Consider the following 20,716-nt stretch of genomic DNA (forward strand, 5'->3'; position numbering starts at 1 on the left):
CTGTCGACGAGTGGTCGTGGCGAGAGGTGAGGCGGGGAGTTGGCACGCGCAGCGGCCTAGCTGCGACGATGAGAATTGGAGTGGCCGGCCCGCTTTGAGCTTCGTCCTTGGCCGCGATTGCGATGATGAGCCTGTGAGCGGTTGTTTCGCGGGCCTCTTCCGCCACGCCCGCGAGGTGGTCTGGAACCCAACACCGGGCGGGCTGGCCCGACCTTTTCATCGATCCCCTCGGGGATGTCTAGAGCTTCAGCGAGCTCGGGGGAGGTGGAAAACCACGTCGGAATCTCGGCCATGTCCAGGTCGAGAGCATCTGAAATAGCCTTCCACTTTGTGGTTTCATCCCAGCCGACGAGCGTAACGGCGACACCGCTGTGTCCCGCGCGGCCGGTGCGGCCGATGCGGTGGACATAGGTCATTTCGTCATCGGGCACCTGGTGGTTGATGACGTGGGTGACATCGTCGATATCGATACCGCGAGCCGCGACATCGGTTGCGACCAGGACGTCGACGTCGCCATTGCGGAACGCCGTCAGCGAGCGCTCACGTGCAGGCTGGCCCATATCGCCGTGGACGGCAGTGACCAGGAAGCCGCGCTCGCCGAGCTGCTCAGCAACCGAGGCGGCGCCGCGCTTCGTGCGAGCAAAAATGATGGTGCGACCACGACCGTTGGCTTGCAGGATGCGGGCAATGACCGAGACCTTATCCATCTGGTGCGATTGGAAAACAATCTGTTTAGTGGTCTCGTGGACTGTGGCCTCTTCCTCGCCTGATTCAGCGCGGATGTGCACCGGGCGATTCATAAAGGTACGTGCGAGAGTCAGAATTGGGCCCGGCATTGTTGCCGAGAAGAGCATGGTCTGACGTTCATCTGGCACCGCAGCCAGAATCTTCTCGATGTCCGGCAGGAAGCCCAAGTCGAGCATCTCATCGGCCTCGTCGAGAACCAAAATCTTTACGCCTGACAGCTCTAGATTATTGCGCTGGTAAAGATCGATGAGACGGCCGGGAGTACCGACGATGATGTCCACACCGCGGTCTAGCTGTTCAATCTGTTCCTCATAGGGGCGGCCACCGTAAATAGTGCACACACGCAGATTGGTTGAGTGCGCAGCGCGGGCCAAATCCTCGCCGACCTGCACACATAGCTCACGGGTGGGGACGATGATGATTGCGCGGGCAGTGCCATCCGGTTCTGGAATGCGGGCGTCATCAAAGACGCGGTCAACAAGGGGGACACCAAAACCAAGAGTTTTTCCCATGCCAGTACGGGCTTGGCCGATAATGTCCGTGCCGTCGAGCGCCAAGGGCAGCGTCAGTTCCTGGATTGCAAATGTGCGGGTGATTCCTTCGTCGGCGAGTGCGTCGCAGATTTCCGCGGCGACCCCCAATTCGACGAATGTCGGGGACTGGGACTCTGCCACGGCGACTCCTTTGCTGTTTGTAACCTCACGTGACACGACGGCTTAATCGGTCTCTCTAATCCTAGCCGCTTTGGGAATGGTTATGATGTCACCTATGGACATCACTATTGGATTTGCAGACAATACGCGTGAGCTGAACATTGAAAACGTCGCTGGTGGCGAGGAGGTCAAGGCTGCGATCTCCCAGAAGCTGGCTGCTGGCGAAGGTGTGATTGAGCTCAGCGACGGCGCTGGTCAGGAGTACCTGATTAATGCTGACAAGGTCGCCTACGTCCGTACCGGTAATAACGCAGACCGTAAGGTTGGCTTCTTCGCCTAATGACGCAAGAACCCTTTCTCGTACGCATTGCAAGGAGTTGGGGGTGGCGAGCCTATGCCATCCCTGTACTTGTGGTGCTCACAGTCATCATTCTCTTCGACATCTTCACTGCTGAAGATGATTCTTCAGGTTCCGGCACTGGCACTGTCGCCTCGCAGAGTGGCAATGGTCGCCCTGGTCCGGTGCCCGGTGAGGGATACGGTGATGGTTACGAGGGAGGGCAGTTGCCACCCGGTCCGGCCTTTGCCACGGAACCCTCGGGACATTTTAAAGATGTTACCGTGGCGCATCCCCGTGTTGGGGAGGGGCGCGACAATGCGGTCAGGTATTCCGTGGAAATTGAAGACAACATTGATGTTCCTTCGATTGGTGGCGAGCGCGCCTTTGCAGAGACGGTGAACTCGATTCTGGCCGATCCACGTGGCTGGACAGCTAATCCAGATTTTTCTTTCGAGGCAGTGCCTCGCGACCAGGATCCGACGATTGTCGTGCAGCTTTCCGCGACTGGAACCGCACATCAGCTGTGCGGCAACACCTTGGGAATGGAGACCTCCTGTTACCTGTCTGGGCAGCGGGAAGGTGAGCCTGGGCGCGTGGTCGTCAGTATCGCCCGGTGGGTTCGAGGTGCCCTGCCTTTTGAGGGGGACCTGGGATTGTATCGCCAATACCTTATTAATCACGAGGTTGGTCACGGACTTGGGTACGCGGTTCACGAGCCCTGTCCGAGGGACGGCGGTATCGCGCCAATCATGATGCAGCAGACCCTGAGCGTGTCGAACGATGAACTGCACAAAATCGACAGCAGCGAGGTCTATCAGGTCGATGGTAAGACGTGTTCTGTCAACGGCTGGCCGTACCCATTTGGGGCGGACGACGATACGGCCGCACCGACTCAGAAAGCAAGGTAGTAGCAGATTATGATCGCCACTCCTCCCGACCGTGTTTTAGAGGCCTTTGGTGCCGAGGGCGAGCCGCATCGTGCCGGGCGAGCTTGGGACAATGGCTGGGTCTACGACGATTCCATTGTCCTTTCGCCGGTACATAATTCGGCGCAGGCGCTGTGGTCTGCAAAGGTTCGCAGTGCGCTAGATGTCGATGGCGTCCGAGTGGCGAAATCCGTGCGTACCAGTGACGGCCGCTTAGTCATTGCTGGGTGGCAGGCTCGTCATTTCATCCCGGGGGGATTCGCGCCACGTGCCGATGAAACCATTGTGGCCGCTGGTCGCGTGGAAGAGTCGCTTGCCAGTATTGAACGGCCACAGTTCCTCCTTGATAAAGAGCCCGATTACTTCGTCATGTGTAATCGCGCAGCTTGGGACTCTGACCCAATCGGCATCCTCGAGCAGCTTCTCGACGCGGATAGCGTCCCCCGCGCCGATTGTGCCGAGGCTCTCACGATCTCCGGTGATCTTCTCCAGCTGCGGGCAGAGATGGTTGTGCCAACGGAGCTTCTGCAGGTCTGTCACGCAGACCTCGTCGGCACGCTGCTTTACGACGGCACGGCCGCCCCGGTTCTCACCGATATCGTGCCAGCGTGGCATGTCCGTGGTTGGACAGCTGCCTTGGCGGCAGTGGATTGTCTGTCCATGATGGGGGCTGATGAGGAGCTACTGCGGCGCTTCGATCACCTGCCGGATTTCGGTCAGTTGCTCGTTCGTGCGATGTGTTATCGACTTTTTGTCCACGCTGTTAGTCCAGAATCGCAGCCGAGTGCGTATCGCGGTCTGTTCCGCGCGGCTTCGCTAGTTCGCGCGTTTGTGTCTAAGTAACGCCGGGCAGTATTTACGGGAGTTTTTGGGACGGGGGTACTTTTCTCCTTATTTCGAATGGGTGTTCGAGTATCGGTCCGGAGGTTGTGCCACAATGGTGCACATGAACGTAGATGGAATGCCGAAGGTTCGGTTCGTCCAGGAGGAACCTCCTCGTCGTCGGCAGTGGTTGGGTACTGCGGTAGAGGCGCTTTTCCCTTCCCATAATCAGGCGCTCGTGGTAGAGAACAAGCTTGTAAACCAGCCTGTTGTGCGCGTTTTAGGCGGCCCAGGGACTGGAAAGAGTTCGCTGCTGGCAGATCTCGCGGTGGACTACATGCAGGCGGGCATTCCGGCGGACAGTATTTTGGTGGTGTCACAGTCAAAAGAGGCCGCTGCGGAATTGAGGCGGGATATTGACAGGCGTTTTTCCTCTGAACTGGGGGAAGGCGGTTCGGTCGGGGCAGGCCAAGGTGGCATGGTGCGTGCCGTGCATTCACTTGCCTATGCAGTAGTACGTGATGCCGCCGTGAGTCGGGGAGAGCCTGAACCATCGTTGACCACTGGTGCACGCCAAGATGCTGTCGTGCGGCAACTTTTGGCCGGACATGCGGAAGATGGTGGTGCGTATTGGCCAGAGCGGTTGCGCCCGGCTCTCCCATTAGTCGGTTTTTCCCGTGCAGTTCGTGACTTTCTGCTGCGTGCAGCTGAGCGGGGGATTGATGCCCCGAGGCTTCAGCAGCTCGGCGTGGACTATGGCATTGAGTCGTGGTGTGCGGCTGGCAAGTTTATGGCGGAGTATCAGCAGACTATGCGGTTGGCGTGGGAGCCCAGCCTGAACGCTGCAGAGATTGTCTCTGCGGCATTGATGGAGCTGGATGCAGACGCGCAAGCACTGGCTCGGTGGGGAAAGTCGGTGGTGCTGGTCGATGATGCTGAACACCTATCCCCGGAAGCTGCGCGTCTTGTGGATCGGTTTGTGTCGCAGGCGGCGGTAGCCGTCATTACTGGTGATGAAGATCAATCGGTATTCCACTTCCGCGGTGCTAATAATGACTATCTCCGGAGGACTGGTGAGGCCGAGTGCAAGGCAATCCACTTGCAGCAGTCTTACCGCTGTAACGCTGATATCGCGGATTTAGTCAACGCAGTTTCTCAGCGCTTGCCTAAGGCTCCTGCATACCGTGGCATTGTCGGTTCAGTTGGAGCACAGGAAGCTCGTGAATCCGAAGTTGGAAACAACAGCGATACCGTCGCAGCGGAAAACTCGTACGCAGCTAAAAGTGCAGTAAAAATAGCTATTCATCCTTCTGAACGTGCACAGCGAGCCACAGTCGCGGACTACTTCCGGCGCCTTCATATTGACGAGGGAGTGGCATGGAAGGATATGGCGGTCATCGTCCGGTCCGGTGCAGGGGAGTCCTCTCTGTTCCGTGCGTTGTCGCGTGCGGGTGTGCCTGTGCAGATTGACCCAACGGACATCGTGCTAAGTCATCAGCGATTGGTGCGAGCGCTGATGGTGGCGTTGCGGGCAACTATGAACCAGCTCGATGACGTGGAGTGGGACGAGTTCCTCTCCGGCCCATTGGTCAACATGGATCCGATTGTCAAAGAGCGTCTGCTGCGCGGAATCCGAAAGGCCGACCTGTTCGGCGGGGCCGCGATGACTCAGCTCATCGGAATCTTGAAGGCAGAGGGACTCACAGCTGAACATCTGGAGCTTATTGAGTCTCTGTCGCAGCGTGAACGTCAGGCGCTGCAGGTGCCGCTGGATCTGTTGAGCGCAGCTCGTGAAGCGTTGCGCGATGGTGTGGAAGCAACTTTGTGGGCAATTTGGCAGTCCACTGGTTTGGCAGACCATCTGGTGGCGGCATCGTTGCGCGGCGGTACAGCTGGCGCATCGGCTGACCGCGATTTGGATGCTGTGATGGCACTGTTCGACTTTGCTGGTGACCGTGTGGAGCTGAATCCAAAACTGACGGTTGACGGTTTTATCGCTTCTGTGGAAGAGCAGGAGCTGCCCATCGGCGCACGTGACCGTAGCGGGGTAGAGCGCGATGCCGTGCGCATTCTCTCAGCCCATGCGGCTCTGGGCAGGCAGTGGAAAGCAGTAGCAGTTGTCGGAGTCCAGGAAGGCCAGTGGCCCAGCCTCGGTGTGACTGGCTCGGTGATGAAGCAGAACGAGTTCATCGGTCTCGTTGATCACGGAATTGAGCCGCGGGAGTACATCAATTCCATGGCGGATGCGCTGGCGGAGGAACGTCGTTTGCTGCACGTCGCGGTATCACGGGCGAGCGACAGGGTACTGCTGACCGCAGTCGATTCTCCTGACGATGTTGGAGTTCCCAGTCCGTTTATTATCGAGCTCGTTGAAAAGCTCGGTAATTCGGTGACGGAGCTGGTGAAACAGTCGGAAGCATCGTCGTCTGCGAACGGAGTCGGGGCTACGGCTAATGAAGCAAACGCCGGCAATCCGGATGTTGCAGAGGCAGAAGATGTCGCATGGGCCGGTGAAGGCCTGCCACGGGTGCTCTCTGTGGAGTCACTGCTGGCAGAACTGCGTGCAGCCGTTGTGGACGATGCGGAGACTGAGACGCGGCGTCGACAAGCTGCACGTCAACTCGCGCGATTGGCGCAGGTTGAGGTTGCTGGCGCACATCCAGACACCTGGTGGGGGCTCCGTGCACCGTCGACTTCGAAGCCGGTAAATGACAAGAAGCCGATGAGGATCAATCCCTCCAAGGTGGAAGCAACCCTGAGTTGTCCGTTGAAGGCCATGTTGGATAAATCAGCACCGACATCGGCCATGTATCTGGGCTCTCTACTGCATCAGGCGGTAGAAGCAGTCGCCAAGGGAGTGACTGTGCCTGAGGCTCAGTCTGAGATCCGGCGTGTTTTTGGGGACCTGTCCGATGATCCGGAGTGGCGTAAGCGTACTGAGGAAGAGACCTGGTTGACCGGGCTGGAGGATTGGCAGCGGTGGATTGAGACTAAGAAAGATATCGGAACCGAGGTCCCAGTAAATGTCAACATCAACGATGACATCGTGATTGTCGGACGAATCGACCGGTTGATTGAAGACGCTGATGGTGCAGTTCAAATCGTCGATATTAAAACCGGTAAGACAGCGCCCTCCGGTAAAGAAGTAGAAGGACACGCACAGCTAGCTACATATCAACTAGCGCTGTCGAAGGGGAAGCTCGTTGAAAGCGGAGATGGGCTCGCTGTGGACAACGGCGAAGGCATTGAACAATCTGGGGCATACCTGGTATTTCCGCGAAAGTCACACAATAAGACCATTATCACTAGCCGCGAACAGTCAAAGCTCACGGAAGACAAGTTGGCTGACTGGGAGCGTCGCGTAGAGCAGGTAGCACGTGCGACGTCTGGCCCGCGTGCCTTGGCGCTCGCTGGTGATCATTGCAAGTTCTGCACGCTTTCGAAGGCGTGCCCGGCAGCAGAAGGGAATCGGTAGTCATGTCGGAGGAACGAACCATCATTGATCCCGTCACCCTGTCGGAGATGATGGGGCAGGACTTTCCGCCCACCCCGCAACAAGCGGCGGTAATCGGTGCACCGATGGAACCAATGCTTGTTGTCGCCGGTGCCGGTGCTGGTAAAACAGCGACAATGGCTGCCCGTGTTGTGTGGTTGGTCGCCAACGGCTTTATCCGCCCAGAAGAAGTTCTAGGTTTGACCTTCACCAGGAAGGCAGCGCGCGAGCTCGGCGTCCGTATCCGCCAACAGCTGAATGCGCTTGCTTCCTCCGCTGCATTTCGTGCACAAGCTTCACCAGAGGTATTAGCAAGCCTCGAGGTCATTGCCCCAACCACGCTTACTTACGATGCTTATGCCTCTGAAGTCGTGAGCAATTATGGTCTTTTGCTGCCGACGGAGCCGGGGGTCACCATTATGGATGGCGCGACGCAGTGGCAGTTGGCCTGGGAAACAGCTCGCAATGTGACCGAAATTGATGTCGATATTGCGCCATCAACGCTGGCCAGTCGCATTATTGAGCTGGGGTCGAACATCGACTCAAACTTATCTACCCCGCAGGCGATTCGCGAGGAAACCGAAGCGTTCATCAGCAATATTGAGCAGACCCCGCAGAAGGGTAAACGCGAGGGACTAATTGGCGATCTACAGGGCATCGTCGATAAGCAGCGGGAGAGATTAGAGATTTTGCCGCTGGTAGAGCAGGTTCGAGCTCGGTGCAATGAAGAAAATGTCGCCACCTTCGGTATGCAGATGGCTCGGGCGGCCCGGCTAGCCACCGACTTCGCGGAAGTCGGGGAGGAGGAGCGGCGTCGCTTTAAGATCATCATGCTCGACGAGTACCAGGACACGTCGCACACACAGCGGCTGTTCCTGCGTGCGCTGTTCTCCGGTGGTTGTGTCACCGCTGTCGGCGATCCGATGCAGGCAATTTATGGCTGGCGAGGAGCAACGGCCGAAAACCTTGTGCAGTTTGTCAATGATTTTCCGCGGTCGGATGGGCAGCCAGCGGAGAAAAAGCAACTGACCATTTCTTGGCGAAACCCGCAGTCAGTGCTGCAGCTTGCTAACGCAGTCTCCGACCGTGCTTTTGCGGGGCAGGCTCGTACGGTAGAGGCACTGGATGCAGGGCCAAAAGCAGGCCAGGGCGAGGTGCAGCTTGCTTTCACTGCAACCGGTGAGGAAGAAGTTGCATACATCGCAGATTGCATGGAGACGCAATTACGCGAATGTGAAGCAGCTGGCAACAAGCTCGATGCCGCCATCCTGGTTCGGACAAATGCTGAATCGGCTGTCTATTTAGATGCACTGTCTGAGCGGGGTGTGCCTGCAATCATTGTAGGACTCGCTGGATTACTGCACTTGCCCGAGGTCATGGATATCACCTCGGTGATGAAGATATTGGTCGACCCCAGTTCAGACCAGGATGCTCTGCGTCTGCTACTCAGCCCACAGTTCAATTTGGGTGCCGCAGACGTGGAGGCACTTCGCACTCGTGTAGATCAGCTGGCAATCGCAGGAAAGGACGAGTTGGCCCGCAAGAAGGGCAACGTCGAAGAAACTTCAGACTCCTCACCGCTTTCCCAGCTCGCTCGCCAGTATGACAAGCTCGTGGAAGATGCCGAAGCAGCATCGTCCGCGGTGGGGCTGGGGCACGCCATCGCCGACCCGGATATTCGTTTTTACGACGGCACCCCGCTGGCGCGCGGCAGTGTGGAAAAAAATGGGCGGTTGGTCTGCAGCGAGTCACTGAACTACACAGATGAAGCAATGGTGCGCATCGCACAGTTGGGTGCAAGCCTACGAAAACTACGCCGGTTCTCGCTGAATAAGCCTCTGCCGGAACTGGTCGAGGACATCGCTACTGAGTTTGGAATTCGCGTAGAAGCAGCGGCTGGACAGTACGGTTCCGCTACCGCGATAACCAGGCCGACAACCGCACATCTGGATAGGTTTGTCGATATCGCTGCGACGTATTCTCAAAATATCTCGGACGATGTGACAGGGTTTTTGAACTATCTGGAATTCGCTGTCGAACACGATGATGGCTTGGAACGGGCACCTATGAACATGCCGGAAAACTGTGTCCAAATCATGACTATGCACAAGTCAAAGGGCTTGGAGTGGGAAACGGTTGCTGTTCCGGGCATCACCACTAGCAAGTTCGACAGAGTTGATTTGTCATCGTGGCTGACCAATTCAGTTCAGCTTCCTCCTGGCGCAATTACTCAAGTGGATCCGCTAACGGCTAGTGCAGAAACAACAGAGGATGCAACGCAGCTTGCAGCAGGCGATTGGGCTCCTGTCGCTGATTCTGTCGACAGCAACGCCCCCGAACTGGACATATCAGGCACCGATAACCAGACCGACCTCAACAAGGTGATCAAAGCCTACAAGGAAGAGCTGCGAGAAGTGGAGAGGGAAGAAAAACAGCGCCTCTTCTACGTTGCCATGACTCGCTCCGCGAAAAAGCTCATTGTCACTGCAAGCAGGCGGCCTAATCCGAGCTTGAAGAAACCCACCGACGTGTCGGCGGACTTCGCAGCCATCGCCACTCAATTCAGTGACTATGTGGTGTCGTGGACAGATGGGGAGGACCCTGAGGTAGAGGACACTGAAGTCGATTTGGACTGCGACACTGCGGTTGATGGGGTGGTCTGGCCCGTCGATACCCTGGGCAACCGCCGAGATAGTGTGCAGCGAGCAGCCGAAAGCGTCATGCGCTACATGGGCGAAGACCAGGATGAGCGCCCCATTGCAGGTGACCTGTCTGAGGTATGGGAAACGGAAACGACCATTCTCGTGGATGAAATCCTTCGAGCTAAGGCCGCGGAGATTCATCTACCAATGCCGACAAGCATGTCCACTAGCGAATACCAAGCGATGATTGCGGATCCGGTCGCGTTTGCTCGTCGGAAAGCACGCCCGGTGCCGTTTAAGCCAAACCGATTCGCGCGCCGAGGTACGGCATTCCACGCTTGGTTGGAGAATCGCTTCGGTGCACACAGTCTGCTGGACGATGAGGATCTCTTCGGGGATCAACTGGATGACTTCCTCGGCACAGAACAAGTCGCGTCCGAACGCGAACTGGAGAAATTGAAGGCGAACTTCGAGGCATCTGTGTGGGCTGACCGCACGCCAACGCATGTAGAGGTGCCGTTTGAAATTGCCATCGGGCAGAGGCGGGTCGTCGGCCGAATCGACGCGGTGTTTAACGACAACGGGAAGTGGAGCGTCATTGACTGGAAGACAGGCCAGATGCCGCGCGGAAAGGAAAGGGAAGTAGCGGCGCTACAGCTGGCGATTTACCGCCTGGCGTGGTCGGATAGGCTGCGCGAGATGGGAATGGAAACTGCCCCCGAAGACATTGAAGCCGGGTTCTTCTACGTTTCGGCAGGACGGACGCTAATACCAGATGAAGCGCTACTGCCAAGCAGGATAGAGTTAGACAGGAAAATGCGCGAGCTGATTGGATAATCATCTACGTATGTAACTGCCGCGTGGCCGTGGCCAGTTATCCAGGTGAAAGCAGCAGTTTGTATGCGCTATTTTTCACCGGGAGGAGTTTTCATGAAAGGCAGGCGAGGAGCGGTTGCGTAATCCAATTCGGAAATCTTCGGGATACGAAACCGGGCTCAATGATCTTCCCGGGCATGCACTGCTGGGAGTCATTGGCCTGCCTGAGTCCGCGCCGAAGAATCCTTGGCGGCTAATCATACGTCGTTTGAACTACGCCGTATTTTTGCTGCTGATTGCATCCGTCGTGGTCTACTACGACCGCAACGGATATACGGAGCCTCTCACCTTCATCGATGCGGTGTATTACTCGGCTGTCAGCCTGTCGACGACGGGTTACGGTGACATCACGCCGGTGACACAGAGGGCTCGATTACTCAATATTTTGATCATTACGCCACTGCGCGTGGCCTTCCTTGCTCTCTTGGTCGGTACTACTCTGACCGTTTTGACCCAAGAATCTCGGAAAACCCTGCAAATTCAGCGCTGGAGGAGACAGTTGCGCAACCACACCGTCGTTATCGGATACGGCACCAAGGGTCGTTCTGCCATTGCAGCTCTTCTCGCGGACGGCGTAGATCCGGCAGAAATCGTTGTTATTGATACGGACAAGGAAGCACTCGATCACGCTTCGAATCAAGGCTTGGCGACGGTGCATGGGTCGGCTACCAAATCCGATGTGCTGAAGTTAGCTGGTATTCAGCGTGCCCGCTCTATAGTCGTTGCACCGAACAAAGATGACACAGCGGTGCTGGTCACGTTGTCGGTCCGTGAGTTGGCGCCGGGTGCCTCAATTGTGGCCTCGGTGCGTGAATCAGAAAACCGCCACTTGTTGACGCAGTCAGGTGCAGACCAAGTGGTTATTTCTTCTGAAACCGCCGGCCGAATGCTGGGGCTGGCCACGGTGACTCCTTCGGTGGTTGAGATGATGGAAGACCTCCTGAGCCCGGATGAAGGATTCTCTGTTGCAGAGAGGCTGGTCACCGAAGAGGAAATCGGTGCCAGCCCACGGCACCTCGCGGATATTGCACTCGGCGTGGTGCGCTCGGGTGAGCTGTACCGAATTGATTCACCGGAGTGTGAGTCGGTGGAGCCAGGCGACCGGCTGCTGTACGTCCGCCGTGTCTACAGCAATGACGAATAGCACTCGACCAGTTTAAAAATGGGGTCTAACAACTTTTGACTTACTCAGAGGCGGATGTGAACAAGCCGGATTATCTAGCTGGGCTGGATCCAGACCAGCGCGAGGCAGCAACGGCTCCGATGGGGCCGGTGTGCATTCTTGCTGGAGCCGGTACAGGTAAGACCCGAACAATTACTCATCGCATCAAGTACCTCATTGACCAGGGGTTTGTGCAGCCGCAGAAGGTATTAGCGGTGACATTTACCTCGCGTGCAGCAGGGGAGATGCGCGACCGCCTGGCAAAGATGGGAACGCCTGGAGTCCAGGCGCGTACTTTCCACTCGGCAGCTCTTCGCCAGCTGCGCTACTTCTGGCCCCAAGTCGCCGGTGATATGCCCTGGCAGCTGTTGGATGACAAGAAATTCCGTGTCGTCGCCCAAGCAGTACGCCGGGTGGGCCTGGACACCTCCAAGGAAACGATCCGCGATGTCATGGGCGAGATTGAGTGGGCGAAGGCCACTCTGGCCGGTGCGGATCAGTACCAGGCCGCGCTGCGGGAGCATGGGCGCACGGCACCTCTGTCTGCGGAAAAAATTGTCGATTGCTATCACGCTTACGAGGACATAAAAACCACTCCTGACGGGCTATTGCTTGACTTCGACGACCTGCTCATCCACACCGCCGGTGCGATGGAGAATTCCCGTGCAGTGGCGGAGGAATTCCGCAACCAGTATCGGTGCTTCGTCGTCGATGAGTACCAGGATGTCACCCCGTTACAGCAGCGAGTTCTCAACGCCTGGCTGGGAGACCGTGACAACCTCACAGTTGTCGGGGACGCCAACCAGACGATCTACTCCTTCACAGGGGCGACTCCGCAGTACCTAATGAACTTCTCTCGGGACTACCCGGAAGCCACAGTTGTCCGCCTGCAGCGGGACTACCGATCGACCCCACAGGTCGTCGAGCTGGCCAACAATGTCATCGGCCGTGCGCAGGGGCGTATCGCCGGCTCGCGGCTGAAGCTGATTGGGCAGCGTGAAGACGGCCCGGAGCCGACTTTTAACCAGTACGACGATGAGCCGATGGAAGCTCGCGCGACCGCGCGCAGCATCAAGCGGCTTATCGACGCAGGAACGCCGGCATCGGAGATTGCCGTTTTGTACCGCATCAACGCACAGTCCGCAGTTTTTGAGCAGGCTTTGTCCGAGGTAGGAGTCGCCTACCAGGTTCGTGGCGGGGACGGTTTCTACCAGCGTCCCGAGATCCGCGATGCCATCGCTGCACTTGTGCGAGTTTCCCGTTCCTCACGGACTGTTCCGACATTGCAGGGCACGAATCTGTTGGATTTGGTCAAGCAGGTTTTCGCGGGTCTTGGCATGACTGACCAAGAGCCGGAAGGCGCTGGTGCCAGGGAACGTTGGCAGTCACTACGCGCCCTATTTGACCTGTGTAAAGACATCGTTCATGCCAACACCGAGGTCAATATCCAGGCGCTCCTCGGCCAATTGCACACCCGGCAGCAGGCCAAACATCCACCGACGCTGGATGGCGTGACGCTGGCTAGCCTGCATGCAGCCAAGGGGCTGGAGTGGGATGCGGTGTTCCTCGTTGGGCTTACCGACGGTTCGCTGCCTATCCAACATGCGCTGAATAAATTCGACCGTTCTCCTGCGCAGGGGGCGGAAGCCATCGAAGAAGAGCGCCGTCTGTTCTATGTCGGCATTACTCGAGCCCGCGAACATCTGGAGCTATCTTGGTCATTGTCGCGGACAGAAGGCGGCCGCAGGTCACGTCGCCGCACACGATTCCTCGATGAACTCGACATTGATGTCTCTGACTACTCGGCTGAGGCACAGCGAAGCTCAAGGAGCTCTAGTTCCCGCAGTAAGCGTCAGCAGTCCAAACAGTGCAAGGGCTGTACTAAGCCATTGCACACCGATGCCGAGCGGATCTCAGGGCGTTGTGAAGAGTGCCCAGTCAGTGCGGATCCTGCACTACTGGAAGCATTGCGTGCATGGCGCTTGGAAATGTCGAGGGAAATGACGGTCCCCGCATTCGTGATCTTCTCCGATGCGACCCTTCTGGCCATCGGTGAGCAGCAGCCGACTACGCCGGAGGAACTTCTGCAGATTCCCGGAATTGGAGAAGCGAAGCTCAATCATTTCGGCGAAGGCATCTTGGGAATCGTCAATTCTTTCGTGAATTCCTAGTCAGATTCTGCTCAAGGCACTTCGAATTACATGAACTGCATATGCGAGTTGCCATGACCACACACTGGGCACTGCGGGTGGGGAGCAACAGTAGTGCGGGTGATATCGAGGCTTTCCAGATCTATGCGCACCTCCGTTGCACATAGATCTGAGAGATCCGGCCGCCGCAGCTGCCCAACCAACAGTGGCACCGCTGTGTTCAGCCATTCCGGTGCGGCCACGGGCGTAAAAGTGCGAAGCTGTAGCGCAATCAGTGCCCGGACGGGGTCGTGGTCTCGTCGATAAGCTTCGAAACACATCGAGCAGGGCCCTTGACCTGGTTGAACAAGCGGCCCAAGAATCAGTGCCCCATCGCGGAAATGCGTGTGCAGATGCTCAATTCCACGATGAAACAGAGCGCGAACCAAGGGCATGCTCGGTACTTCCATGCCCGTGACCACCGCGAGCCCGATCTCTTCCGGTGTGGATTGAGATATTTTTAGCGTCGCATTGCGAGTGGGCGACATTGCCGTCGTCCAACTACCACAACCCGTGCGACGAAGCTCCTTTAAAAGTCCGGTGCGCAAGCTGTCCCGACCGATCAGCGTAATCCTCCGCCGTGTCGGTGGTTTTTGGACCAGCGCGGCTCGGTGAAGGTCGGAGATAAGTGCGGTAATGAACTGCGGTGACAGTTTGTCGTGACTGTCAGTAAAGGCCTCGCTTAAGGTGCTACCTCTATGAGCTGCAAGAAGCGCCGAGAAGACAGGCCCCGGCGGGGTGCCGTCGGAAAGCGGCAGAATCATGCTGCGCTCCGGTTCCACGCCGAACTGAATCCGCGCGCCTGGGCGCATGACAATCGGTACCTCCGGCCGCAGCGCGTAGTCCGTGGCAGGCGCGGCAAGTGTTTGTGCAGCGGGTGCGTGCGAACCTATTACGCCAGCCGTACCATCCCGCCCCCGAGACGTATCCCTGTATTCCCCCATAAAAATATCTTTTACCCCGGGGCCAGCTTTTACGCAATCGCAGCGCAGAGCATATACGCTTAAAAAGCATGAGCACCAAGCGACCTGAGTACGGCCCGGATGTTGAGGTTCGGCGCTCGAAGCGCCGCCGCCGTACTGTGTCCGCCCGCGCGGAGGGAAACCGGATCATTGTCATGGTTCCGGACGATCTCAGCGCCGCTGCGGAAAAACAGCAGGTCAATGAAATTGTTGCGCGAGTGCGGAAGAAAGTTGGCAGCAACCTGGATAATTCCGAGCTGGAGCGCCGCGCACGGCTGCTCTCTCGTACGGTGCTGGAAGATCGCCCGCGGTTCGAGTCAATCAAATGGGTCAAGAACATGTCGCGCAGGTGGGCATCCGTCACCGGCGGTGTCGATAGTCCTGGGCGCATTCGCATTTCGCACAGGCTTGCCGACGTCCCGGGGTACGTCCTCGACGATGTCATTGTGCACGAACTGGTGCACACTTTCGTCGACGGTGGTCATACCGAAGAGTTCTGGTATTGGGCGGCAAAAGCCCCGTACCACGAACGGGCACGGGGCTATTTAGAGGCGTATCAACGCTGGGGAACCCAGAGCTAACTCGCTACTTATCGTCGTCGGCGTCACTGTCGTTGCCCTCAGCCGCGCGCTTTTCGGCCTCTTTGCGCAGCTGCTCTTCAAGCTCTGCGATCGGGTCGAAGTCATCGTTTTCCGAGCCGCCAAGGACCGAATCAATAAAGGCCGCGGGTTCATCCAAATCCTCTGCCACGGGCAGGAAGTCCGGGTGATCCCAGACCTTGTCGCGTCGCTCGATGCCCACAGCGGTGGTCAGACGGTGCCACAAGTTGGTTGCCTCACGCACCTTGGGGGATCCGAGGTCAATGCCGGTGGCTTTCTCCAGCGCCTGTTCAGCACCTTCGGTGGCGCGGCGACGACGCCAGGCTTCATCCAGCTGTGCGGCACCCGATAGACGCTCACCGAGGGCATCGGTGACAACCATGTCCACCCATCCCTCGACCAGTGCTAGCAGCGTCTGGAAACGAGTACGAGCATTCTCGTTACGAGAACGAATCTTCGGGCTCAGATCCATATTCTGCAGCTCGCTCATAGCCTCCTGCATACGCTGCGGATCCTGCATGTTCTCAATATCCAGACCGCGGGCGGCCTCTTCAATCGCCGAGTAATCGATGACGATGCCGGCAGCGTATTCCTCGACAGAGGAAATCATGCGTTCAGCCAGCCATGGCACGCGGTCGAAGAGACGTTGGTGGGCAGCTTCGCGGGCAGTGGCGTAGATAAACAGATCGCGCGCTGGAACCTCGAGTTCCTCCGCGAGAGCGACGAGATGCGTTGGCAGCAGTACCGCCGCACCAGTGGTGTGTAGCGGCAGCCCGAGGTCAGAACCAGTCAGGCTCGTCTGTGCCAACTCCGCCAGCGCATTTCCTAGCTGAGTACCGAAACTCATCGAGTTCATCTGGCGCATGATGCCCAGCATCGGCCCCATCATCTCGCGAGCTTCCTCTGGAACACCCTCGAGGGAGGCATCACTCATGCGGCTGGCGACGGGATCGACAAGGCGAGTCCATGTCGACTTGGTGTTCTCCAACCACTGCAGGCTATTCCACGCTTCTACGCGGTTGACACCAGCCGGCAGGGAGGTGACGTCATCTAGCCACAGTTCGGCCAGGCGCAGGGAATCAGTCAGCGCCTCGCGGGCCGAGTCCTTCACCGGAGCCGGGTTACCAAGACGGGTCCGCGCAACGCGCTCGGCCGCGTCGTAGTTGACAGGGCCAGAGTTAGACTCCTGGAATCGCTGCCCCATGCCGGAGAACATCTCGCCGAACTGGTTGAGAATATCGCCCAAGTTCGGCTGGTCCCCCTTGCCGGAGGCGCCGCTGCCGGGCTGCCCGGGGCCGCCGAAACCGAAGCCACCGGCGCCGCCCATGCCACCGAAGGGAAACCCGAAGAAACCGAAAGGACCGCCCTGGCCGCCCTGACCGCCCTGACCGGAGTCATTGTTGCCAGCGTCGTCGCGATCGTCATCATTGTCGTTCGGACCAAAGCCAAATCCGTTAGAACTCATGCTCCCACCGTACCGGGCAATGACCCGCGTGAGTACTTAAAAGCACCACTTTATTGGCAACTTCGCGCCCAGCGAACAGACACGGACAAGATTCATCAGGTGTCCAGTAGGCAGATAGCGAGAATGTAGGGTGTTATTTGTGAATCGTCGTACCCAAACTCTTGTTGCGGGCGCTGTGCCCATCGCCGCGTTGGCAACTGTGCTCTCGCTGCCAACGCTGACAGTGCCCTATGCCGCGCAGGGGCCTGGCCCGGTCTTCGATGTTCTCAGCGATGTCGAGGGCAAGAGCATTATCTCGGTCAGTGGCAGTGCTGCGGACTCCGAACTCTCTAAGGGCACGCTGGATATGACAACCGTCGCAGTCAGACATAACCTGACATTGCCGCAGGTCATTGGCCTGTGGTTCGATCGTGACAACGATATCGTCCCCATTGAGGCGGTCTTCCCTCCGGGCCAGAGTCAGGACGAGGTGGAAGAGGAGAACAAGGCTGCATTCACCGAGTCAGAGGCCAACGCCACCTCCGCTGCGCTGGCACATCTCGGGTTGCCGATGGAAGTCACCGTCGCCTACACAGTGCCGGATAGTCCCGTCGATGGGCGACTGCATGAAGACGATGTGATTCTCGCCGTGGATGGGGTGGCCGTAAGCAAGCCTGAGCAAGTCAAGGCGATTATTGCCGGACGCAACCCGGGCGATACTGTCACGTTGAGGGTCAAGTCTGCGACCGTCGACAAGCAGAAGACTGCTAAGGGCGAGGACTCTGACCCCGAGAAAGCCGTCGATATTTCTGTGACACTGGCGGAAAATCCGCATCAGAAGAATGCCGCGCTGCTCGGCGTTGGGATGGGGGCGCAATCCGCGGACGACACCAAGGTTGAGTACCAGCTCAGCGGCATTGGAGGTCCGTCTGCGGGTCTCATGATGACGCTCGGAGTGATTGACAAGCTGAGTCCAGGCGATTTGACCGAGGGGCAGCACCTCGCTGGCACCGGCACTATTGACGCTGCCGGCAACGTGGGCGAAATCGGTGGCATTACACACAAAATCTCGGCCGCCCGAGATGAGGGCGCCGAGATGTTCTTCGTGCCGGAAGGCAATTGCGCAGAGGCTGTGACTGCCGACCGAGGCGATATGAAGTTGGTAAAGGTCTCTGTGCTTGACGACGCGCTTGCGGCAATCGAAAAGCCGGAGACCGCGCAGACCTGCTCGTAGTTTTTGTCGTAGTCCCTACGAGCAGCTGCTAGTTTCAGCTAGTTCTTGCTGAAGGCCTCGAAGTTTTGCTGAGACTGCCATTTATCAATCTCTGCCGCCGTTGCGCGCAACTGCGGGTCAAATTTGAGGTAGGCCTTTGTCTCGCGCGCAATGAGCCCGGACAGGACAATCAGACCGATGAGGTTCGGTAGCGCCATCAGGCCGTTGAGAGCCGAGGCGACGGACCAGACGGTTTCCAGATGAGTAACAGCGCCGACGAAGACTACGCAGGTGAAGACCGCACGGTAGAGACCGGTGCCGCGGCGACCGACCAGGGACTCGAATGCGCGCTCACCGTAGTAGGACCAGCCCAGCATGGTGGAGAATGCGAAGAAGACAACCGACAGCGTGACGATTGTGCCACCCCAGTGGCCAGGTAGACCGCGGGAGAATGCCTCAGCAGTCAGAGCGCCAGTGTCGACGTTGCCATCCTGCCAAACACCGGTGCTGATGATAACCAGGCCGGTGAAGGACACGACGATGATGGTGTCAATGAAGGTCTGAGTCATGGAGACCAGACCCTGACGAACCGGGTGAGTGGTCGATGCGGCGGCAGCGGCGATAGCACCGGAACCCAGGCCCGACTCGTTGGAGAACAGGCCGCGGGCAACACCCATCTGCAGGGCGAGAATGAGCGTGGAGCCTGCGAACCCACCAACGGCCGCGGTGCCGGTGAAAGCATCGGTGAAGATGAGCTTGAAGGTCTCGGGCAGCGCCGAGACATTGGCGACGAGCACCCACACGGCCGCACCGATGTAGAGCACAATCATCATCGGCACAAAGCCGGCGGTGATGCGGCCAATCGACTTAATGCCACCCATCAGCGCCGCACCTACCAGGATGAACATGATCATGCCGGAGAGCGTCGGATCGATGTCGAAGCTGTTTTCCAGGTTCGAGGCCACGGCATTGCCCTGGGTCAGGTTGCCGATACCAAACGCTGCCAGCGCAGCAAAGACGGCGAAGAGAATACCGAGCGTCTTACCAAAACCATTCGGGATGGCCTTGCGCAGGTAGTACTGCGGGCCACCGGACTGTTCGCCAGCTGCATCGACCTGACGGTACTTCACACCCAGGAATGCCTCGGAGTACTTCGATGCCATACCAAGCAGGCCGGTCACCCACATCCAGAACAGCGCACCGGGTCCACCCAGGCCGATCGCGGTAGCGACACCGACAATGTTGCCGACACCGACTGTTGCCGCGAGAGCCGTCGCAAGCGCCTGGTAGTTGGTGATATCTCCCTCGGCGTCTTCGTCGTTACGGTCGATGAGTCCGAGGCGCAGTGCCGGGCCGAGTTTGACCAGGTGAATTGCACCCAGGCGAATGGTCAAAATGATTCCGGTGCCGATCAGCGCGGGGATCAGGAGATACGGACTCCAAATAAAACTATCCGCCGCTGAGGCAAAATCGCTGAAGCTTTCCATGCTGTGGAACTTTACTGGTAGAAAGCCTAAATTCGATCATTAATTTCTCAGAAAATGATTATTGTGCTACTAATTCGCCACAAGTGGGGGTAAACACATTCCGACGAAAGCAAAAACTATTCCGCCAATCAGTGTGAGAGCAAGGTACCCACATGCCCTCCAAAAGTGTTGGTTCTTAAGGCGTACGATCTCTCCGGCGAGTGTGGACCACGTCGACAGGCCGCCGGCGAAGCCAATCATTACCGTCGCATAGGCCAGAGCAGGCGTCATGCCATTGCTTATCGACGTTCCCCGCGACCACACCACAGCAGCGACACCGGCGACGAAGCAGGCAATCATATTCGCGGTCCACGTTCCGGGTAGTTTGGAATCAGCCCACTTCACCGCAAGTTCGGCCAGCGCATAGCGCAGCGCTCCACCTACTGCCGCGCCAACTGCGATAGCGAGGATGGCAGAGAGTGCCGAGGAAAAAGAGCCGAGGAGATCGCCGGTCATTCCGCGACCTCCCGTGCGCACTTGGTGCCCAACCAGTAGGCGAGAGGGCAGCACAGCAGATGAATAAGTCCGACGCTCACAATCAGTACGACTGACGTGTCCGCTTGCACCAACAAGAGAATGACAAATGCGGAGAAAGTGGTGAAACCGCCACAAAAGCCAGTACCGCAGAAAGCGGAAAGCCGAGGATTAGCAAACGCGATACTGCTGACCAGGCCGAAGAGAAAGCAGCCCAACAAGTTGATGGCAGTGGTCGAAACTGCGCTAGTTCCCGAGCTCACAATCGCATCGATTGCCGCGCCGAGCAGAAAGCGACTTACCGCGCCAATAGCGGCACCGCCGGCGACAACCAGGGCCATGAGAACCTGCGCCCGTCCTGCTGATGGCAGTTTCGCAACGACAGATTCCTCATTCACGGTGAAAACGCTAGCACAGTGGCGAAAGGGGAGGTAGGCGCCGACAATTCGGAATCTTTCACCAGGAGGTGTTCCCGTCGGCACGCGACAATCTACCTACTGCACCCTATTGCAGGGGCGAGTTTGCCTTACCGAGTGGTTCTTGCCATGCGCGCTGACCCTAAAACGGGGACACTGGGGAAGAGGAAGCGCATTTAAGTCCGGTTTCCCCATTCCGGCCGGCTCGTCGGCGGTGAAATCGGTGGTTGCG

15 protein-coding genes are annotated in these 20,716 nt (G+C 57.9%); 9 read left to right on the forward strand and 6 right to left on the reverse strand.

Annotation, left to right across the window (positions count from 1 at the left end; genetic code table 11):
- Positions 1 to 56 precede the first annotated feature (56 nt).
- Complete coding sequence (locus tag QKE19_RS06865; RefSeq protein WP_187404307.1) at positions 57 to 1,421, reverse strand: DEAD/DEAH box helicase; 1,365 nt, start codon at positions 1,419 to 1,421, stop codon at positions 57 to 59.
- A gap of 94 nt (positions 1,422 to 1,515) precedes the next feature.
- Here QKE19_RS06865 and QKE19_RS06870 point away from each other — a divergent pair, with 94 nt between their 5' ends.
- From QKE19_RS06870 to QKE19_RS06900, 7 genes are all read left to right on the forward strand, one after another.
- The gene (locus QKE19_RS06870; RefSeq protein WP_042388469.1) at positions 1,516 to 1,740 is read left to right on the forward strand and encodes a DUF3107 domain-containing protein; all 225 of its coding nucleotides are present in this window, start codon (positions 1,516 to 1,518) and stop codon (positions 1,738 to 1,740) included.
- Positions 1,740 to 2,648, forward strand: a complete 909-nt coding sequence (locus QKE19_RS06875; RefSeq protein ID WP_347890673.1) for a DUF3152 domain-containing protein — start codon at positions 1,740 to 1,742, stop codon at positions 2,646 to 2,648. Before QKE19_RS06870 ends, QKE19_RS06875 begins: the two co-directional genes overlap by 1 nt.
- 9 nt (positions 2,649 to 2,657) lie before the next feature.
- A complete protein-coding gene (locus QKE19_RS06880; protein WP_048733339.1) occupies positions 2,658 to 3,509 on the forward strand; it encodes a TIGR02569 family protein in 852 nt (283 codons plus the stop codon).
- Positions 3,510 to 3,612: 103 nt separating this feature from the next.
- Complete coding sequence (locus QKE19_RS06885) at positions 3,613 to 6,963, forward strand: ATP-dependent DNA helicase (protein ID WP_232250854.1); 3,351 nt, start codon at positions 3,613 to 3,615, stop codon at positions 6,961 to 6,963.
- 2 nt (positions 6,964 to 6,965) lie between these two features.
- Entirely contained in the window at positions 6,966 to 10,460 is a 3,495-nt protein-coding gene (locus QKE19_RS06890) for an ATP-dependent DNA helicase (RefSeq protein ID WP_049193358.1), read from the forward strand.
- A gap of 115 nt (positions 10,461 to 10,575) precedes the next feature.
- Positions 10,576 to 11,643 (forward strand): potassium channel family protein, encoded by a 1,068-nt coding sequence (locus QKE19_RS06895; protein WP_016422233.1) that lies wholly within the window; start codon positions 10,576 to 10,578, stop codon positions 11,641 to 11,643.
- Between the two features lie 119 nt (positions 11,644 to 11,762).
- A complete protein-coding gene (locus QKE19_RS06900; RefSeq protein ID WP_049191161.1) occupies positions 11,763 to 13,832 on the forward strand; it encodes an ATP-dependent DNA helicase UvrD2 in 2,070 nt (689 codons plus the stop codon).
- Between the two features lie 26 nt (positions 13,833 to 13,858).
- Here the strand turns inward: QKE19_RS06900 and QKE19_RS06905 are convergent, their stop codons facing one another.
- Positions 13,859 to 14,794 carry a TOMM precursor leader peptide-binding protein gene (locus QKE19_RS06905; RefSeq protein ID WP_255467777.1) on the reverse strand — a complete coding sequence of 312 codons (936 nt, stop codon included), beginning with the start codon at positions 14,792 to 14,794 and terminating at the stop codon, positions 13,859 to 13,861.
- A 68-nt stretch (positions 14,795 to 14,862) separates the two neighbouring features.
- Here QKE19_RS06905 and QKE19_RS06910 point away from each other — a divergent pair, with 68 nt between their 5' ends.
- On the forward strand, positions 14,863 to 15,393 hold the full coding sequence (locus tag QKE19_RS06910; RefSeq protein WP_016422236.1) for a YgjP-like metallopeptidase domain-containing protein: 531 nt from the start codon (positions 14,863 to 14,865) through the stop codon (positions 15,391 to 15,393).
- Between the two features lie 4 nt (positions 15,394 to 15,397).
- On the opposite strand, the gene QKE19_RS06915 is transcribed toward QKE19_RS06910, so the two are convergent.
- Positions 15,398 to 16,876: a zinc-dependent metalloprotease gene (locus QKE19_RS06915; protein WP_069359468.1), complete on the reverse strand. Its 1,479-nt coding sequence runs from the start codon at positions 16,874 to 16,876 to the stop codon at positions 15,398 to 15,400.
- Positions 16,877 to 17,015: 139 nt separating this feature from the next.
- On the opposite strand from QKE19_RS06915, the gene QKE19_RS06920 reads away from it, so the two are divergent.
- A complete protein-coding gene (locus tag QKE19_RS06920; RefSeq protein WP_048733327.1) occupies positions 17,016 to 18,089 on the forward strand; it encodes a S16 family serine protease in 1,074 nt (357 codons plus the stop codon).
- A 38-nt stretch (positions 18,090 to 18,127) separates the two neighbouring features.
- Here QKE19_RS06920 and QKE19_RS06925 read toward each other — a convergent pair whose 3' ends face one another.
- The 3 genes from QKE19_RS06925 to QKE19_RS06935 form a co-directional block, all read right to left on the reverse strand.
- Positions 18,128 to 19,555: a sodium:alanine symporter family protein gene (locus QKE19_RS06925; RefSeq protein ID WP_048733326.1), complete on the reverse strand. Its 1,428-nt coding sequence runs from the start codon at positions 19,553 to 19,555 to the stop codon at positions 18,128 to 18,130.
- A gap of 69 nt (positions 19,556 to 19,624) precedes the next feature.
- A complete protein-coding gene (locus QKE19_RS06930; protein WP_049172850.1) occupies positions 19,625 to 20,050 on the reverse strand; it encodes a CrcB family protein in 426 nt (141 codons plus the stop codon).
- Positions 20,047 to 20,466 (reverse strand): CrcB family protein, encoded by a 420-nt coding sequence (locus QKE19_RS06935; protein WP_224784093.1) that lies wholly within the window; start codon positions 20,464 to 20,466, stop codon positions 20,047 to 20,049. Before QKE19_RS06935 ends, QKE19_RS06930 begins: the two co-directional genes overlap by 4 nt.
- Positions 20,467 to 20,716: the final 250 nt, after the last annotated feature.

This window comes from Corynebacterium sp. c8Ua_99, from assembly GCF_039907185.1.
GTDB lineage: Bacteria > Actinomycetota > Actinomycetes > Mycobacteriales > Mycobacteriaceae > Corynebacterium > Corynebacterium jeikeium_D.

What these genes read in the sequence shown, in the direction of transcription:
- QKE19_RS06890 (WP_049193358.1), top strand. Translation starts at nt 6,966, where the DNA reads ATGTCGGAGGAACGAACCATCATTGATCCCGTCACCCTGTCGGAGATG.
- QKE19_RS06875 (WP_347890673.1), top strand. Translation starts at nt 1,740, where the DNA reads ATGACGCAAGAACCCTTTCTCGTACGCATTGCAAGGAGTTGGGGGTGG.
- QKE19_RS06880 (WP_048733339.1), top strand. Translation starts at nt 2,658, where the DNA reads ATGATCGCCACTCCTCCCGACCGTGTTTTAGAGGCCTTTGGTGCCGAG.
- QKE19_RS06885 (WP_232250854.1), top strand. Translation starts at nt 3,613, where the DNA reads ATGAACGTAGATGGAATGCCGAAGGTTCGGTTCGTCCAGGAGGAACCT.
- QKE19_RS06925 (WP_048733326.1), bottom strand. Translation starts at nt 19,555, where the DNA reads ATGGAAAGCTTCAGCGATTTTGCCTCAGCGGCGGATAGTTTTATTTGG.
- QKE19_RS06910 (WP_016422236.1), top strand. Translation starts at nt 14,863, where the DNA reads ATGAGCACCAAGCGACCTGAGTACGGCCCGGATGTTGAGGTTCGGCGC.
- QKE19_RS06905 (WP_255467777.1), bottom strand. Translation starts at nt 14,794, where the DNA reads ATGGGGGAATACAGGGATACGTCTCGGGGGCGGGATGGTACGGCTGGC.
- QKE19_RS06870 (WP_042388469.1), top strand. Translation starts at nt 1,516, where the DNA reads ATGGACATCACTATTGGATTTGCAGACAATACGCGTGAGCTGAACATT.
- QKE19_RS06900 (WP_049191161.1), top strand. Translation starts at nt 11,763, where the DNA reads ATGGGGCCGGTGTGCATTCTTGCTGGAGCCGGTACAGGTAAGACCCGA.
- QKE19_RS06930 (WP_049172850.1), bottom strand. Translation starts at nt 20,050, where the DNA reads ATGACCGGCGATCTCCTCGGCTCTTTTTCCTCGGCACTCTCTGCCATC.
- QKE19_RS06915 (WP_069359468.1), bottom strand. Translation starts at nt 16,876, where the DNA reads ATGAGTTCTAACGGATTTGGCTTTGGTCCGAACGACAATGATGACGAT.